This window comes from Methanomassiliicoccales archaeon, assembly GCA_013415695.1.
In the GTDB taxonomy this organism is placed as follows: domain Archaea; phylum Thermoplasmatota; class Thermoplasmata; order Methanomassiliicoccales; family JAAEEP01; genus JAAEEP01.
Window position 1 is genome coordinate 25,387 of sequence record JAAEEP010000003.1, and the last position, 15,722, is coordinate 41,108.

Annotated in this window: 16 protein-coding genes; 5 read left to right on the forward strand and 11 right to left on the reverse strand. The window is 46.4% G+C overall.

The window, feature by feature from the left end:
* Nucleotides 1-689: 689 nt before the first annotated feature.
* The 4 genes from GKC03_01915 to GKC03_01930 all read right to left on the reverse strand — a co-directional run bounded on the left by GKC03_01915 (nt 690) and on the right by GKC03_01930 (nt 4,359).
* Nucleotides 690-1,406, reverse strand: coding sequence for an alanyl-tRNA editing protein (locus tag GKC03_01915; GenBank protein NYT11292.1), 717 nt, complete (start codon nt 1,404-1,406; stop codon nt 690-692).
* Between the two features lie 238 nt (nt 1,407-1,644).
* Complete coding sequence (locus GKC03_01920) at nt 1,645-2,193, reverse strand: hypothetical protein (GenBank protein ID NYT11293.1); 549 nt, start codon at nt 2,191-2,193, stop codon at nt 1,645-1,647.
* Nucleotides 2,194-2,663: 470 nt separating this feature from the next.
* The gene (locus GKC03_01925; protein ID NYT11294.1) at nt 2,664-3,527 is read right to left on the reverse strand and encodes a recombinase family protein; all 864 of its coding nucleotides are present in this window, start codon (nt 3,525-3,527) and stop codon (nt 2,664-2,666) included.
* Nucleotides 3,520-4,359, reverse strand: coding sequence for a recombinase family protein (locus GKC03_01930; protein ID NYT11295.1), 840 nt, complete (start codon nt 4,357-4,359; stop codon nt 3,520-3,522). Before GKC03_01930 ends, GKC03_01925 begins: the two co-directional genes overlap by 8 nt.
* Before the next feature lie 202 nt (nt 4,360-4,561).
* On the opposite strand from GKC03_01930, the gene GKC03_01935 reads away from it, so the two are divergent.
* The gene (locus tag GKC03_01935) at nt 4,562-5,002 is read left to right on the forward strand and encodes a hypothetical protein (protein ID NYT11296.1); all 441 of its coding nucleotides are present in this window, start codon (nt 4,562-4,564) and stop codon (nt 5,000-5,002) included.
* A 50-nt stretch (nt 5,003-5,052) separates the two neighbouring features.
* Here the strand turns inward: GKC03_01935 and GKC03_01940 are convergent, their stop codons facing one another.
* Entirely contained in the window at nt 5,053-5,802 is a 750-nt protein-coding gene (locus tag GKC03_01940; protein NYT11297.1) for a hypothetical protein, read from the reverse strand.
* A gap of 144 nt (nt 5,803-5,946) precedes the next feature.
* On the opposite strand from GKC03_01940, the gene GKC03_01945 reads away from it, so the two are divergent.
* A complete protein-coding gene (locus GKC03_01945) occupies nt 5,947-6,402 on the forward strand; it encodes a YbhB/YbcL family Raf kinase inhibitor-like protein (protein ID NYT11298.1) in 456 nt (151 codons plus the stop codon).
* A 115-nt stretch (nt 6,403-6,517) separates the two neighbouring features.
* On the opposite strand, the gene GKC03_01950 is transcribed toward GKC03_01945, so the two are convergent.
* On the reverse strand, nt 6,518-7,876 hold the full coding sequence (locus GKC03_01950) for a hypothetical protein (protein NYT11299.1): 1,359 nt from the start codon (nt 7,874-7,876) through the stop codon (nt 6,518-6,520).
* Nucleotides 7,877-8,036: 160 nt separating this feature from the next.
* A complete protein-coding gene (locus GKC03_01955) occupies nt 8,037-9,710 on the reverse strand; it encodes a thermosome subunit (GenBank protein NYT11300.1) in 1,674 nt (557 codons plus the stop codon).
* 170 nt (nt 9,711-9,880) lie between these two features.
* Between GKC03_01955 and GKC03_01960 the strand changes: the two genes are divergently transcribed.
* On the forward strand, nt 9,881-10,792 hold the full coding sequence (locus tag GKC03_01960; GenBank protein ID NYT11301.1) for a hypothetical protein: 912 nt from the start codon (nt 9,881-9,883) through the stop codon (nt 10,790-10,792).
* A gap of 6 nt (nt 10,793-10,798) precedes the next feature.
* Here the strand turns inward: GKC03_01960 and GKC03_01965 are convergent, their stop codons facing one another.
* From GKC03_01965 to larB, 4 genes are all read right to left on the reverse strand, one after another.
* A complete protein-coding gene (locus GKC03_01965) occupies nt 10,799-11,656 on the reverse strand; it encodes a radical SAM protein (protein NYT11302.1) in 858 nt (285 codons plus the stop codon).
* Nucleotides 11,640-12,932 carry a hypothetical protein gene (locus GKC03_01970; GenBank protein NYT11303.1) on the reverse strand — a complete coding sequence of 431 codons (1,293 nt, stop codon included), beginning with the start codon at nt 12,930-12,932 and terminating at the stop codon, nt 11,640-11,642. The genes GKC03_01965 and GKC03_01970 overlap by 17 nt, the downstream gene beginning before the upstream one ends.
* Nucleotides 12,933-12,990: 58 nt before the next feature.
* A complete protein-coding gene (locus GKC03_01975) occupies nt 12,991-13,965 on the reverse strand; it encodes a GNAT family N-acetyltransferase (GenBank protein NYT11304.1) in 975 nt (324 codons plus the stop codon).
* 110 nt (nt 13,966-14,075) lie between these two features.
* Nucleotides 14,076-14,846 carry a nickel pincer cofactor biosynthesis protein LarB gene (larB, locus tag GKC03_01980; protein ID NYT11305.1) on the reverse strand — a complete coding sequence of 257 codons (771 nt, stop codon included), beginning with the start codon at nt 14,844-14,846 and terminating at the stop codon, nt 14,076-14,078.
* Between the two features lie 115 nt (nt 14,847-14,961).
* Here larB and GKC03_01985 point away from each other — a divergent pair, with 115 nt between their 5' ends.
* On the forward strand, nt 14,962-15,339 hold the full coding sequence (locus tag GKC03_01985) for a hypothetical protein (GenBank protein ID NYT11306.1): 378 nt from the start codon (nt 14,962-14,964) through the stop codon (nt 15,337-15,339).
* Nucleotides 15,339-15,716 (forward strand): TfoX/Sxy family protein, encoded by a 378-nt coding sequence (locus GKC03_01990; protein NYT11307.1) that lies wholly within the window; start codon nt 15,339-15,341, stop codon nt 15,714-15,716. The genes GKC03_01985 and GKC03_01990 overlap by 1 nt, the downstream gene beginning before the upstream one ends.
* The last annotated feature ends 6 nt before the right edge of the window (nt 15,717-15,722 follow it).

The following is a 15,722-nucleotide window of genomic DNA, read 5'->3' on the forward strand; positions in this document are numbered from 1 at the left end:
TGAGTCTGTAAAGGCGGTCGCGAGTGTCGGTCGAGATTTGAATGCTTGTTTTCTTATCTTCCATTAGATTCCTCCTATTGATGCGTATAATATCATAGTATCTATATTGATTATAGATATAATTGTGTATGTTAATATATATAATTGACTAATTACATATATAATAATACATATTGTAATTTATAATTCAAACAATTATTCTTTCAGTATTTACAACATGCATATTATTATAGAAATTATAGAATTATAGTAATATTTTATATCTAAATTATGTTACTTCTATGTATATACATAATAATATACAGCGTATCACGCAATTTAGTCAACGACGGTCTCCCGAATATCAACTTAAGTATCCTAAGAAATACGTTTTCTTCCCCCATTTCGACCCCAATATATGGTTTTTAATCTTGCTACATGTTATCACGTGTTCAAATTCAATTTGATATTAGATCTATCTCGGGAAAATCAGGATAGAAAATTCGAATCCTCGATAGATCAAAGTAGAATCTCTTACCTAGAATCAAGGTCAAGAGATCTGAAAATCGTTCAATATAGCATAATACTAAAATAATATAGAAAATATTGATAATAACTAATATTATAAATGTAATTACTAAATATGTCTAATTTTCATCATCAAGATAGAGATTCTAGATATTGACAATCTTGGGGGACTCATGATGAAGCTAATCATTCTCTAGAACGAAGTACATCCGCCTGTTGTTCTTCCCTTTGTTCTTCATCTTTGTGAGTTTGATTCTGCCAATTTCAGAAGTGTGTAATACATGACAACCACCATCCGGTTGTTTGTCGAACCCTTTGATATCTACGATTCTTACCCTTTCGATGTCTTCAGGTAGTCCCATCAACAATTTTGTTAGATTAGGATCAACTTCAAGCTCTTCTCGTGTGATGTGATATGTCTCAACGGGAAGATCCTGAAATACGATCTCATTTGCTTTCTCTACGTAGCTTTCGATCTTTTCTCTATCAAAATCTTCAAGGGTGAAATCCATTCTGCCTCCGTCGATATCAATCTCATTACCACCGATTTTCACATTGCCCCTGACCCAGAACGCACCGCTTAGAATGTGGGCAGCGGTATGATGTCTCATGAGTCGATATCTCCTTTCCCATTCTATTCGACCGATTACCTCATCCCCTTTCTTAAGCCCCTCATGGTCTACCTCATGGGAAATTTCTCCGTCGGACTTTCCTACGGAAATTACCTTGAACTCTAAACCATCAGATTTTCTAATTATTTCTCCAGTGTCGCAGGCAACTCCTCCTGACCTGGGATAGAAAGCTGTTCGATCTAGAACAACATCTTTATCATTTACAAAGACCACCTTGGCATCGAATTCTTTCAAGAACATATCATCCAGGTACAAGAGCTCGGTCATGCAAACGCCTCTCATATTACTGAAGAAGATTTAGTTTGAAGAAACTATCGATTGAGCTAACAATAGCATCATTGTCTCGCTAGAAATTCGAGGTCCATTAATAGAGATGTTCTTCACGGGATAATGTCGCCACATGATTATATTTCCAGCATTATGTTAAATAAAGGAAATAAGGGAATTGGTTTGTAAGAGGTTTTCGTGGCCTAATGTCCTTCATTCAATCTCCTTAGGAAGGGTTTCATCCCTTCACAAGGAGAGGAAGGACCATGTCTCCCTTGACCGTGTTGGTCACAATCGCCAAGCCTAGATAGGAGGCGAAAATGCCCAGCAGCGCCAGGAAGACGCCTGACAGAGTCTTCAGTGTCTCTCCACCATCGATCCACCAGTATCCAACAAGGATTAGGGCGATAGCAGCTACAAAGAGGACAATGGTCACCATCCTGACAGGTTGTGCCAAGGAAATGATGCCCATTACCAGCAGGTATACGCCCATGAAGAGAATCAACGTGGAGACCGCCTCAGGCGTGTCTGCTATTACGGTAGGAAACACGTAGAAGAATACTGCAAGGGGGCCGAACAGAGCGGTTCCAAACAGATTGTCGTTCAGGAAAGCCATAATGGTTACTGCGGCCAGGGCGATTCCCACAATACCGCTGAGTCCTCCGACCATGAAACTTAGTCCATACTGGTCGAAGAATACAAAAGCCATCATGAAGGCTATCCAGCCTATCAGTATGACCCCGAAGGCATCCGCCATCGCGACCTTAATTTTTGTCTCATCTGACATGTTGTACACTCCAGATGTTAGTTCCATTCAAAAGGAATCTTGACTGAGGGTTCCTCAGTATCATAATAATGGCCCCCCCAAGCCATGTTCTGCAATCATTTCGAGTTGCATCCGATCCCTTCCTCACAGATCTAGGACCTTTATCAGGTCTAGACAGCGAATCCTCAGGCATCCATTATTATACTTTATCTATTAAGAATGTTAAAATTATAATATTTTCTATAACGTCTGAATAAAGGCTAAAATTCATCATATTAACAAATAATAACCAATTTATTCATCAATATGATTAAATATTCAAAGCCAATGTGCCAGAATCTCTAATTTGTTATCAAACAGGAATTAACTCTTTTTGTTCGTCATTCGTCGTGATATTCTTCGTATCGTTCCGAACTATTTTTCAATTCTTAATTATTGGAATTTGAAAGCTCACATTATTGTGGAAACGCCCCAATCATGCGCGTGTTTCATCATAACTGGATGGTCAGTTCACCTTCACTAGAAACTCCATCTTTCTTCATAGGAAGTTCAATGAATTTCTGATGTTTTGGATTTTTTATCCGGGAAGCAATAATCCTCTGAACTTCGTTGAAGTCCTCAATGGAAACCAATGGTTTATGTTGCGAGGAAATGATCAAATTGTCCCATCTGAGAAAACCAGCATATACTGGGTTATGAAGGATGCGGCTTATTGACCACAGGGTCCAGAGATTATCTTTTTTGGTCGGTATGTCCTGTCTATTGAGATCCCAGGAAATCCAGTCCATTGTCTGCCCCGCTAGGTACGCTTTGAAAATATGTCTGACTTTTTCGGCCTCAAATTCTTCAGGAGCCAGTCCATCTTCTTTTAATTCATAACCGTAGGGTATCCTGAAACCGAGCAGACCATCACCTGATTCTGCTTTTTGCTTCATACCCATATATGTTCGCTCACCGATCTGCTCACTTTCAAGCTGAGCGATCCTTTGGATGATGTCCACAACAAATCTACCAACTGCATTGGAGGTATCGAGCGACTCCTGCATAGAGGCAAACTTCTTCCCCCAACTTTCGAGGTTCTCCATCATAATCATAAAGTTCTTGCTGTTCCTGTGAATGCGGTCCATCTTGAGTACCAGAATGGTATCCCACGAGTCGCGTTGTTCGATCATCCGTTGGTATTCCGGTCGTTGGGTATTCCTTCCGCTGTGTCCTTCATCTACATAGAAATCGGTGATTGTCCAGCCTTGAGCCTCACAATAGGCCTCGAGACGTTCCTTCTGGGCGTCCAGGGAGTATCCTTCCTTTGCCTGATCATCCGTCGATACCCTAGTGTAGATGGCAACCCTAGACACCGATCTCACCCATCTCCTGCTCAACAAGAGTGAGTTCACCGAGCCTCTCACGATTCCTTATTCCTCGCCTCATCCGGATCTGTACCCGGTTGAATACTTCTCTTGAGATTATTGGATCATGTTCCCTCTGACGAAGGATTCCGTCCCATCGAATGAAGCCGCAGTAAAGGGGATTCTTCAACATCTTGGATATCGCTTGCTTGCTCCACTCCTTCCCGGTCTTAGAGGGCACACCAAGATGATTTAGCGATTCGGCAATCTCCCGCAGACTCATTCCATCTAAGTATCGTCGGAAGATATCCTTCGCGATATTCGCCTCTTCTTCAATGATGGTCAAACCCCCATCTTTATATGAATATCCATAGGGGTGTCCGGAGCCCAGATAGCCATTTCCCCTTCTTGCTTTTTGCGTCATCCCGAACTTTACTCTTTCACCTATCTGTTCACTCTCCAACTGGGCGATTCTTTGTATGATGTCCATTACAAATCGGCCCATTGCGGTGGTAGTGTCGAAACTTTCCTGCATGGAGTTGAATTCCTTTCCCCACTCCCGCAGGTCATCCATCATGAGTGTGAAGTTCTTGCTGTTCCTGTGAATGCGGTCCATCTTCAGAACGACAAGAACGTCCCAGAGATCTCTTTCAACCATCATTCTTTGGTAAGCTGGGCGATTGACTTCTCTCCCACTATGGCCGTCATCAATGTAACGGTCAGTTGGTTCCCAACCTCTGGCCTTGCAATAGGATTCCAGGCGCTTCAGTTGGGCAGCTATGCTGAAACCTTCCTTGGCCTGATCTTCCGTCGATACTCTAGCATAAAGGGCCGCTCTCAGTTGGGAACCTCCTTCTGACAAATGTATGACAATTATTCGAATATTTAATTAATATGTCAGACATTTCAGCTACTGAAATGATGTCCTGGAAGATCGCTATTCTTGAATTGGATGAGAATATGATGAGATTTTTTAGTAAGAGCGAAAAAGGTAGTAATGATAACTCTAATAGTAGAAACTCAAATTAAATAATGGATATGGGATGGAACTGGCAATGGATGAAGACCGGGAGCTGGAAGAGAAGATTGCAGAGCTCAGGGAGGAATTCGGAGCACTCCTGAACGACGAGGCCATTAAGAAGCTAGCCCTAGAAGAGCTCGGGAAACTCGTATTGAACCGAAAGCAAATCTCGGATCTCAGAGATCGAGAAGGAGCCTCACTTGAGGTAAGGGTGATAAAGATATACGAGACTCGTGAGTTCAATAGAAAGGATGGGACAACCGGTTATCTCCGAAAGATCTTGATAGAGGATGATTCGGGAAGTTGCCAGCTTACGCTTTGGGATGACGACATCGAGATCCCAGAGACCTTAGGCATCACTGAAGGTTCCAGGTTAGCCCTTATCAACTTCTATATCAAGATATCCGATTTCGGTGTAGATGCGAACAAAGGGAAGATAGGAAGGATTGAGGTATTGGCTTAACATTAACTATATTAGTATATATCGAAAACACCTAAACTAATATATGTGACTTAATAATCGCCTATTCTTTCTTTGAGCCTAGCAACCTCTTCCTCAAGGAGTTCAACCCTCTTTCTCAACAGGAAGCCATCTATTTCCTGGAAACATACGAGTTTAGGGCCGTGCTGCTTCTTGTAATCGTATTTCCCGAAAGAGTCGACATCAACGGTCCAGCCCTTCTCTTCGTCGAAGAACTCGATTAGTAAGGTGGGTTCGGCATACTCGTTAGCTATCTTCTCCCAATGGTAAACTGGGACTTTGAAATAGCGGCCGCCTCTGCGCATGATGTCCTCGTATCTCACACTTCCATCCCCGTATATATGGAATGTACCAGAACTGGTATTGATTCTCTCTTCGACGTTCTTGAGATCTAGGATATAGCTAGCGTAGAAATACTCATTCAAGAGATCCTCCAGTTCTTTCTTCTTAGTCAATAGAGTGGCTTGAGCTTCCTCATCGAATCCCTCATCCATCCGGTTGAGTATCATTCTAAGATCGGCGACACCTTTTCCTTCCCTTGTAGGAATCCCTTCTTCTGGTTTGATCTCTCCGCAGAATCTGCACACATGAACTATTTCTCCCTCTTTGAGGTTCAGGGGAGCTATTTTCTCATACCACCAGTCGGAATGATCCCCTATGGACGGGATCCAAGAGCGTTCGATCAATCTCTGATCATACTCGATATGGGTCAGCAATTCCTCCTGACGGAGGGTTCTACCACAGTCCCTGCATATGAAGTAAATCGTCTTGTCCTCAGCCATTTGTGGAACCCCATCCATTTTAATAAATCAGGTATAAGTCCATCCATTAATACACCTTGCTAATATGCAGGCGGAGTTAGGAACTATACTCCCAATTTTCGGAATGTTTATCATATGAGTGGTACAAATGTAATGAATATGGTCTTGAAGATCGAGAGCCCAGCTTTCAGAGAGGGGGAGATGATTCCGAAGAGGTTCACCTGTGATGGTGAAGATATTTCCCCTCCGCTTTCATGGAAGGAGGTTCCTAATGGGACCAGATCTCTGGCCATCATCTGCGACGATCCAGATGCTTCAACAGGTACTTGGGATCACTGGATCTTGTTCAACATAGATCCGTCAAAAGGAGGACTACCCGAGGCCGTGTCCAAGGAAAGGCGATTGCCCGGAGGGGAAATCCATGGAAAGAACAGTTGGGGCAGATCCTATTATGGAGGTCCCTGTCCACCCCCTGGAAAGCCTCATCGCTATATCTTCAAACTTTTCGCATTAGATACAAGACTATCAATATCTCCTGGATCTAATAAATCCGAGTTGTTGGAGTCGATGAAAAAGCATATTTTGGACAAGGCACGATTGGTGGGAATTTACGGCAGATGAAGTAATGGTCCATACATCAATTCGTGTTCTAAGTATTCCTTTCTATATTATTTGCCAATGTCTTGAATGAGAGTAGAAGAATAAGGAAAAGAGATTTAAGGGAAGGGGTTTGGGTCTACTTCCTTTTAACAGCAGCGAACACGACCGAGATGACTACCACGACGACCAAGACTACTATGATTATTCCAAAGTATGGCTCCTTGAAGAAGAAGTCGTTGATGTCTCCGCCTGTCGCGGGACCATCCTCAGCATCTTCAGAGATGCTGCTCTGATAGTCCGCAATCTCCTGGATACCGGTCTTGGCAGTAGAAGCATCCATGGATCCGAGGGTGGTATCGTCTTCGCTCATTTCGGGGAGTTCGAATGGCATTTCGATTCCAGACTCTCCGAACAACTGTTCGAAGTCTATGTCCATTGAGGTCAGGAACTTGACGTCTGGGGAATAATAGAACCTTTGCTCACCGTTGATTTCAAGTATGTAAACGTTCACGGCACCGTAATTCGGAAGTGTGACTAGGTTAGAACCCACACAGGCCATGTCGAACTCGATGTACTCTGTGGTGGCCTCCAGTACCCCGTTCGATATAGGTGGTGCGTCCTCTCCCTCGAATACGAGCTGGTCAAGCTCTATCGGGAATCCGTTCACCCCGTTGGCCACGAAGACCTCATCCGAGAATATCTCCTCTTCGAACTCAGCAGGCAGCCCGGTCGCATCTATGAAACCATCAGCTGAAGCGGAAATGGTTGCATTGGATCCAACCACCCACTCATCACCTACATCGAATGGGAACTGGAATATGTCAAGTGCTGGTTCGAAATCGATATTGATCTCGACATTAATGTCCGCACTCATCCACACGTCCATCGACTCGTAGGAAACGGTTTCCTCCTCAGGTCCGGTCTGGACATTGGGGAAGTTTTGTACAGATGCATCTATGATCAGGCTTCCATGGATCTCAATATCGATGCTCTGGATGGCCATGGTCGACTTGACTACCTGGACATCAACGTGTGTCCACAATGCGTAATCAAGGGAAGCATCCACTGAAATGGTCTTCTCTTCCATTTCTGGCATGGTTTCACTATCATAGGTTCCCGCCTTGGGCAACTCACCTGTGACCTCTACGTCAAGGCCGAACTGAAGCTTCTGACCCATATCCGCTGTCAGCGTGTAGTATGTGCCATCATCATCGGTTACCTCGAAGACTAGGTAGAACTCGACATTTCCATCAGCGTCGAAATTATTGACCTCTAGGCCCATTGGTTCAGTGAGATTCTCCAATTCTCCCTCGAGACTCAGAATCTCGTCAGCATATTCCGCTCCAAGGTCTCTTGAAAAGCCCATTGCCCATGCGTCTCCCTCTTCCCAGCTAGGTGGGGTAGCCTCGGCTGACGCAACGGAACAGCAGGCGAAGATTGAAAGGACCATGATTCCAGCGAGAACAGCTGTTGGAAAGGTTGCTTTCAGATTCATCTGAGATCACTCCAAGTTTACTTTGGGTGCAATCCATTCCGTATTTCTCCTTTTATAACTTTCGTGAAGAATATCAAATGTGAATAGAGTAATCTGGCTCATTGCTAGAATGAAATAAAGAAGAAAGGGGGGTTTAAGGTGTTTCAAGCGTCATTTACGCTCACATCATGCCGGGCATTCCGCCCATTCCCATACCGGGCATTCCGCCCATTCCTCCGCCACCCGGAGGCATTGGGGGTGCCGACTTGGAAGCGATAACATCATCGATCCTAAGGATCATATTGGCGACCTCTGCGGCGGCTTTCACTGCCTGGGTCTTGCATCTTAGAGGCTCGATGACATTCTCATCCAGCATGTTGATGGGCTCCCCGTTGGCGAGGTTAACGCCCATGACTTTGGCCTTCTTGTTCTTCTGCTCGTGGGCGCTCTTGAGCTTTATGACAACGTCAATCGCGTCCAGACCAGCATTCTCGGCAAGTGCCCAGGGTATGGCTTCCATCGCCTCGGCGAAAGCCTCGATAGCCAGCTGTTCCCTTCCACCGACACTGGCGGCATAGTTGGCCAATCTGAGTGAGAGCTCGATCTCGGATGAGCCTCCACCAGTAACGGCCTTTCCGTCTTCAAGGGTAACGCCAACTACCCTCAGGGCATCGTGCATTGCGCGGTCGACCTCGTCGATGACATGGTCGGTCCCACCTCTTATCAGAAGCGTGACGGCCTTGGGGTTCACACATCCGGTGATAAAGGTCATGCCTTCCTCACCGACCTTCTTCTGCTCTACAAGCTCAGAGTGACCAAGGTCATCCTCACTGATCTCATCGATGCTACCCACAAGTTTGGCTCCAGTGGCCTTCGCCAGTTTCTCCATGTCCGAGGCCTTGATCCTGCGGATGGCATATATGCCCTCCTTGGCCAAGTAGTGCTGGACCAGGTCGTCGATACCCTTCTGGCAGAATACCACGTTCGCACCAACGGCCTTAACTGTCTCGACCATCTTCCTCAGGGTGGACTCCTCCTCCTCGAGGAAGCGCGCCATGGACTCAGGGTTCTTTATCGAAATCTTGGCATCGATCTCTGTCTTCTTGATCTCCATAGCGGGTTTCAGAAGAGCGATCTTTGCACCTTCGATCTTCTTGGGCATCCTGGGGTGAACACGCTCCTTGTCAATGACCAAGCCTTCGATGACCTCTGTTTCGGCTATGGAGGCGCCGATCTTCTTCTCGACCTTGATGTTGTCGACGTCCACTATGTACTTACCGTCTCTCTCCTCAGCTATGGAGATGACGGACTTGACAGCCATGTCAGCGAGGTATTCGCTATGACCACCAACACTCTTACCGGTCATGGCAGTAATGGCGACCTTCTTGAGGATTTCGCTCTGCTTCTTAGTAGCATCGAACGCCATGTCCTCAAGGATCTTCACTGCCTCAGTGGCGGCCATCTTGTAACCATTTGCAATTATTGTGGGGTGCACATTCGACTCAATCAGGCTTTCTGCCTTCTTGAGCAACTCGCCGGCCAGAATTACTGCGGTTGTGGTTCCATCTCCGCATTCAGTATCCTGGGTCTTGGCGACCTCTACCACCATCTTGGCCGCTGGATGCTGCACGTCAATCTCCTTGAGAATCGTGACACCATCATTAGTGATGACTACGTCCCCTACAGAGTCCACGAGCATCTTGTCCATGCCCTTTGGACCCAGAGTGGATCGTACAGAATCAGCAACGGCTTTCGCGGCGGCAATGTTGTTAGACTGTGCTTCCCTGTTCTTCGATCTCTCAGTTCCTTCCTTCAAGACTATGATAGGCTGAGAACCTCCCATTGCGTACGCCATTTGGAATAGCCTCCTTCCGTCCGGTATTTTAGTCCTTCTATATAAACATTGCCCAGAAAAAAGAGTCACCCATACATGGAAAGCAGCCTCATTGCCACCAGAGAGGGAATATATTAATTTGGATTCCTCGACATACATCTCATTACATTTATCCATTTGGCTGTGCAGATATGCGAAGCAGGTTCGTAGGATGCCTCTTAGGCTGTGCAATAGGAGATGCCCTTGGGATGCCAGTTGAAGGTATGTCGAGAGAAGAGATCCTGAGCACTTATGGTGAGATCAAGGAGTTCATTCCTGGAAGGGGGTTATCTGCTGGCAGTTATACAGACGACACCCAACTAACCATTGCCCTTGCCGAGAGCATCCTCCATTGTGGGGACTTCTATCCGGGGGATTATGCTAAGAGGATCGCCGAGTGGAAGGACTACGCTGTCGGCGCAGGGTTCACATGTATGTACGCAGCAACACGTCTTTCTCAGGGAGTGGACTGGAGGGCAAGTGGGCTTGGATCGGCTGGGTGCGGGAGTGCCATGAGGGCCTATCCTATTGGTCTTCTCAATCTTTTTCAGCCGAAGAAGTTGAAACGTGATGCTGAGGAATCATCTCTCATAACACACAATGATTCCAGGGCAATCGCTGGAACCATTGCAATTGCATATGCCACATCTCTCTCTGTCAGGGAATCAAGGATCAGGGGAAAGGAGATGTTACTTAGGATCAGGGATTTTGTGGGACATACGAGTGCCGAATTCTACGAAGCCATGTCAAACACGATAAAGTACGACGGCATGAACATCCAGAAAGCTCTTTCCCGGATAGGGACGAGCGGTTACGTTGTGGAAACGGTGAACGCCTCTCTTTTCATAGCCTCCCAGGTTTCATCCTTTCAGGAGGGGATCATAGAGGCCGTGAATGCAGGTGGCGATACAGACTCGATTGGAGCAATGACCGGAGGGATACTTGGGGCAAAATACGGATACGAGGACATACCTTCCAAATGGTCCGCCAAGGTACAGAATCGCAACCGAATCTCTAATCTAGCAGACCTGCTTTTCAAACTTGTCTCCCAGCGGAATTATTGAGCGCTATCAGAATGCGCTTACACATTCAATTCCAAATTCCTGACAAATGTGGATGATCCTATCCTCAAGCTCGTGGAAGTACGACTTGGATGTGATCATCTCTTTGAAAAGTCCTGAATTGAAGTATTCTATGGGCTGCAGGATAGATATAAGATTGTCCAGCATTCCATCCCTCAACCTTAAGGGATCGATCATCACCTTTCCTACTCCGGCATGATCTATGGCCCCAACCAAGGCCTCGAGATCAATGTCAGTGACCAGGGGGATCATTGGGGCGATGAGGGCATATGTATCAACCTCCGAATTGACCAGATCCCTCATTGCACCAAGTCGATTCTCTGGTGACGGTGCATTTGGCTCGAAATACTTTGCCATCCTCTGGTCGATGGTAGTTATGGTAACGCCGACCTCACTTCCAGGAATCGCACGAAGTATGTCCGCATCCCTCACAATAAGATCTGATTTCGTGTGAACACTGACAGTGCAGTGGGAATGCGAGATGAGATCAAGGCATTTTCTGGTGAGCTCCAATTTCTTTTCTATGGGTTGATAAGGATCTGTTACGGTGCCCACTCCTATGATCCCCTCTGTTCGTTTCAGCTCCTTCGCCAGTAGATTGGGCACTCTTCTCTTTATCTTCACCAATTGCCCCCATTCCCTCCTGTCCATGTTCATGATCGAGGGGACGTAGCAATAGGTGCAACCATGTTCGCATCCAATATATGGATTCAGTGCCCAGTCTAATCCCGGAAGACGGGAGGGGGAAAGCGCCTTAGAGCAACCCGTCTCGAGATATCTGCAAACGCCGTTGGATCGAAGAGGCTGGCTTTTGTTGAAGGAAGACAAATCAAAGGTAATCCTCAATCCTCCTCTGCTGCATGACATCCTTGAGGATGGCACTATTCTTTATCCAGCGATTCATAGGGATATCCATCATCATCTGGACATGTGCCAGGGCTTTATCAAGTGTGTCAAATTTGGTGGGAACCTGTTCCAGTGTCCTCCTAACGTTCTCACGGACATTCCATACTCCAACAGGCATGATGTATCCAGGATGAGCCTCCCTGAAAATCACAGCTCCAGCTTGTCTTCTCTCCCGAGATAGTAGCTCGTTGATGGCAAGCCTTGCCGCATAGTAGCATCCCCCAATCTCGGCATAGTCCTTTCGGCCGTTGAAGTGCTCATGGCTGCTGAAGATCTCGATCTGTCTACCCGCCGGGTTCCAAGCAGTGTTTGGATACCAGGCCTCGATTAGCTCGTAACGCCATGAGGTGGGCATGAGTAAGATGGACCATCGATTATCAAGTTCAGTCCACTGATAGACCCTGAACTCATCTATTGTAGGGAAGGTCTTTGTATGGTGAAGTAGTGATTTTCCCAGGATGTCATCAACTGCTGTGATACTCCATCTCGTAGGCACAAAACGTCTATTCTTCTCAACTCCGAAAGCTCCGACGCTAAATGCTTTCTGCAGCTTGGAGACTAATACACCATTTCGGTAGAGACCACCCACGGCTTCCGCAGCTCTCAGATCGGTGTCGTAGAACGCCCTTTCAATCTTGTGATCGTATTTTGGATTCCCTATATCCAGCTCTTTTAACCTGGCAGAAGGACCAAAGGGCTGAATCTCATCATCTAGCACTATCCTCCCTGAAGGACGTTTCTGGAAACTGGCTTCGACCTCCAATGGGTTTACTGCCAGTGCCAACTCCCTAGTGAAATCGACTATCTTTCCCCCTTTCTGGAATTCCTTGACATCGATCCTATGCTTACCTCTTACCAGTGAGAACCTGAAGTCAACTATCTCATCAATAGACCTACCCGCCCACATCTCGGGAGTGTCCATTATTGAGGTATCTCCCAACTCTGGTGGAACAAGGGGCCCGATGTCCACATTGGGGTACCCATATCTTCCAACGAAAACGCCAGGTGGGCTGCTTCCATAAAGGTCCATGGCATCGTAGATTCTCTTGGTCTTAGATATTGAGTAGAACTTGATCATTAGTGGACAGCGTTCCTTTCCACACAGCTTCTTAGATCCCTTACACAGAGCACACAGGCTACCTTTGGGTGTAGAGGTGCTCACCGTATCTGGTGCGCTGAAGAATTCTTTGGTAGCGGAGGTGCCTCCTGTAACCATCCAACACTTCAAACCGTGTATTGGGTATAATACTTTTATCGGACCCGCACTGAAAGTGTCATCCTGCCCAGGAGGATATATGAAAGTCAGTTTTCTCGATATAATCCCCGTCCTTAACCACTCGAATATTTGAGTTGGCCAAACGGAATCCACAATTGGTCATGACAGAGTACATCTTGGGATTATCACCGGAGAAACGGGAGTAGATCCTCTTCCTCCCAAGCTCAAGAGCCTTATTCTCGCAGGCGAATATCAGATCGACAAATGCCTCCCATGGATTAGGAAGATTGCCGTCTACAAGCACTAGCTTGATCGAGCAGAAGTTCGTATCACCCGATCGATTGTAGGAGTGAAGAAGTGCCACTCCTCCAACCTCCCCCTCGTGGTCAATGATCATGCATTGACCGAGTCGTTTCTTGAACAAAGCCCTGAATTCAATGGAGTAATCCAGAAGTGGGTTAACCTGCTTTGAAAGATCAACGATTCTTGGCAAGAGAGTGTCAAGCTCTTTCTCTTCTAGCTCTCTAGTTGCTCGGGGGATCGGTCTTGACTCGGAGACCCTGACAGGCTTCTCAGTGATGAGAGTCAACTGCCTTGGTACGTATCCTCCCATGATGTAGAAATGAAGATTCTTGGGTATGTTTGGCATGGTCTCGACACCGATTACCTGACATTCTCTTCCTCTGAGGTATTCCTCACATGCATCAAGGAGCTTCCTACCGACGCCTCTGTTCTGACTTTCCGGAAGTATCTCGATCGGTCCTACCCAACCGACCTTTCCCCAGACATGGGAGAATGCGGAACCTACCAGATGATCATCCTCATATACGACCAGGCAACCTTTGGGTTCCTTCCACATATATGTCTCCACTATCTTCCTAGGTCGGATTGGATAGCGGATCTTCCTGCCGATGTCCCTGGATACCAGATCTGACCACGCTTCCTGACCGACTCTTCGAGATTCTGGAATATCGGTCTCACGCATTGGTCTTATCTCTATGTTATTGCCCTTGAATCTGGAAAGCACCCTCACTTCCACACCTCGTAACCTGAAAGTCCAGCATCTAAGGATAAGTCCACCATACTAGGAATAAGTTATCCCTTTAGAAAATGCAATTTTCGGGATTCAGAGTAAGTCAATCATTAATCGTGCAGAGCTCGCCTCTTGCTGATCAATGCAGCAGTGGCCCCGGCGTTGACTCCATTATCTATGTTCACTACCACGAGTCCAGGGGAGCAAGACTGCAGCATTGAGAGTAGTGCTGCCTCCCCCCCACCTCCCCTGCCATACCCCACACTGCAAGGAACCCCTATTACGGGTATATCAACCAGGCTTGATACCACCGAGGCCAATGCCCCCTCCATTCCAGCCACCACGACGAGCACCTCGCAACCCGATTCCATCATTTCCTTGAGCGGTGCAATTAATCTATGGAGGGCAGCTATGCCAACATCGTACGCTGCAATCACAGTGCACCCCATAGCTTCTGCTACCTCTCTCGCCTCTTCCGCCACAGTAATGTCGGAGGTTCCAGCAGCCATAATCCCTATCGTGCCTGACTTTGGTTTCTCCCGTCTCTGATCCACAATGATCATACGGGCTCTTTCAGCCCATTTTACTCCATCTCTCTTACCTATCTTCTCATTGATAGCCTTGTAATGCTCAGGGGTTGTTCGAGAGATAATTACCAGATCACGGCTCTCCATAAGCTTTCCAACTATCTCCGCCAGAACATTTGGGTCCTTGCTTTCTCCGAATATGATCTCGGGTATGCCCCTTCGAGCACTTCTGGAGTGGTCAAACAGAGTATGATCGCCAATTCTCTCTAGGAAATCCAGCTTCAACAGCCTCTCGGCCTCCTTAGAGCTGATCTCGCCTTTCGAATATCGTTCCAGGATGTCCCGGACGTCCATAAAATGCCCAATGCTACTCAGGATATTTCCATTTATCTGAGGAGAAGCCTAATTCATCAAAGAAAAATTCATCAAAGAAATACTTTAATTTCCTAGGTCCTCGAATATTTCGTATGTGGCTAAGACCGACATTAAGGACGCGGCACTCCTATTCGTTTACAACGGTAACCTCGGAGCCCTCAATGCGGTCAAGGATCATCTGCATAAGCTAACCATCACAGCTACCTACGAGTGCCGTGTATGCGGATTGACCTATGGAAACCTGGGCATGAAAAACGAATGGAAGGAAATATTAGATGGTCTTGAGATCAAAGTTGTATTCCTGCACCGAGATGAGTTCAAGGAGTCATATACAAAGATCAATTTCGAATTACCGGCTGCCTTCATCAAGAGTGGAAAGCGATTAACACTCCTGATATCCGCCAATGAGATCAATGCCTCTCAGACACTTCAAGATCCTATGGAGTTTGTACGAAGCAGGATGGAGGGCTAATGGAGGAAAGGAAGGTGCCTTGGAAGAAGCCAAACCCTGAGTTGGTTGACCTACTTTCAATGGAACTCCAAGATCTCGATTGTGAGCTCAGGAAGATGTTCGGGTCTCCAGCTTACTTCGTTAACGACAACATGTTCATGGGTGTGCATGGTGACCATATATTCATGAGGCTGTCCCAGAATGATCGAGAAACCATTCTTGAGGAGCGGGATGATGTCCATCCTTTCATACCAAGGGAGGGAAGGACCATAAAGGAATATGTAGCATTTGAAGAATCATTCCTTAGGGATGTCGAAATATTCAGAGAATGGAAGAACAAGTCCTTCGCATTCGTGTCATCCCTTCCAGAGAAGGAGAAGAAGAGCAAGAATCGATGACGATAT

Excerpts from the sequence above, each read along its gene's own strand:
- GKC03_01950 (NYT11299.1), bottom strand. The coding sequence starts at position 7,876 with ATGAATCTGAAAGCAACCTTTCCAACAGCTGTTCTCGCTGGAATCATG.
- GKC03_01955 (NYT11300.1), bottom strand. The coding sequence starts at position 9,710 with ATGGCGTACGCAATGGGAGGTTCTCAGCCTATCATAGTCTTGAAGGAA.
- GKC03_01915 (NYT11292.1), bottom strand. The coding sequence starts at position 1,406 with ATGACCGAGCTCTTGTACCTGGATGATATGTTCTTGAAAGAATTCGAT.
- larB (NYT11305.1), bottom strand. The coding sequence starts at position 14,846 with ATGGACGTCCGGGACATCCTGGAACGATATTCGAAAGGCGAGATCAGC.
- GKC03_01935 (NYT11296.1), top strand. The coding sequence starts at position 4,562 with ATGGAACTGGCAATGGATGAAGACCGGGAGCTGGAAGAGAAGATTGCA.
- GKC03_01970 (NYT11303.1), bottom strand. The coding sequence starts at position 12,932 with ATGGTTACAGGAGGCACCTCCGCTACCAAAGAATTCTTCAGCGCACCA.
- GKC03_01940 (NYT11297.1), bottom strand. The coding sequence starts at position 5,802 with ATGGCTGAGGACAAGACGATTTACTTCATATGCAGGGACTGTGGTAGA.
- GKC03_01960 (NYT11301.1), top strand. The coding sequence starts at position 9,881 with ATGCGAAGCAGGTTCGTAGGATGCCTCTTAGGCTGTGCAATAGGAGAT.
- GKC03_01920 (NYT11293.1), bottom strand. The coding sequence starts at position 2,193 with ATGTCAGATGAGACAAAAATTAAGGTCGCGATGGCGGATGCCTTCGGG.
- GKC03_01990 (NYT11307.1), top strand. The coding sequence starts at position 15,339 with ATGGAGGAAAGGAAGGTGCCTTGGAAGAAGCCAAACCCTGAGTTGGTT.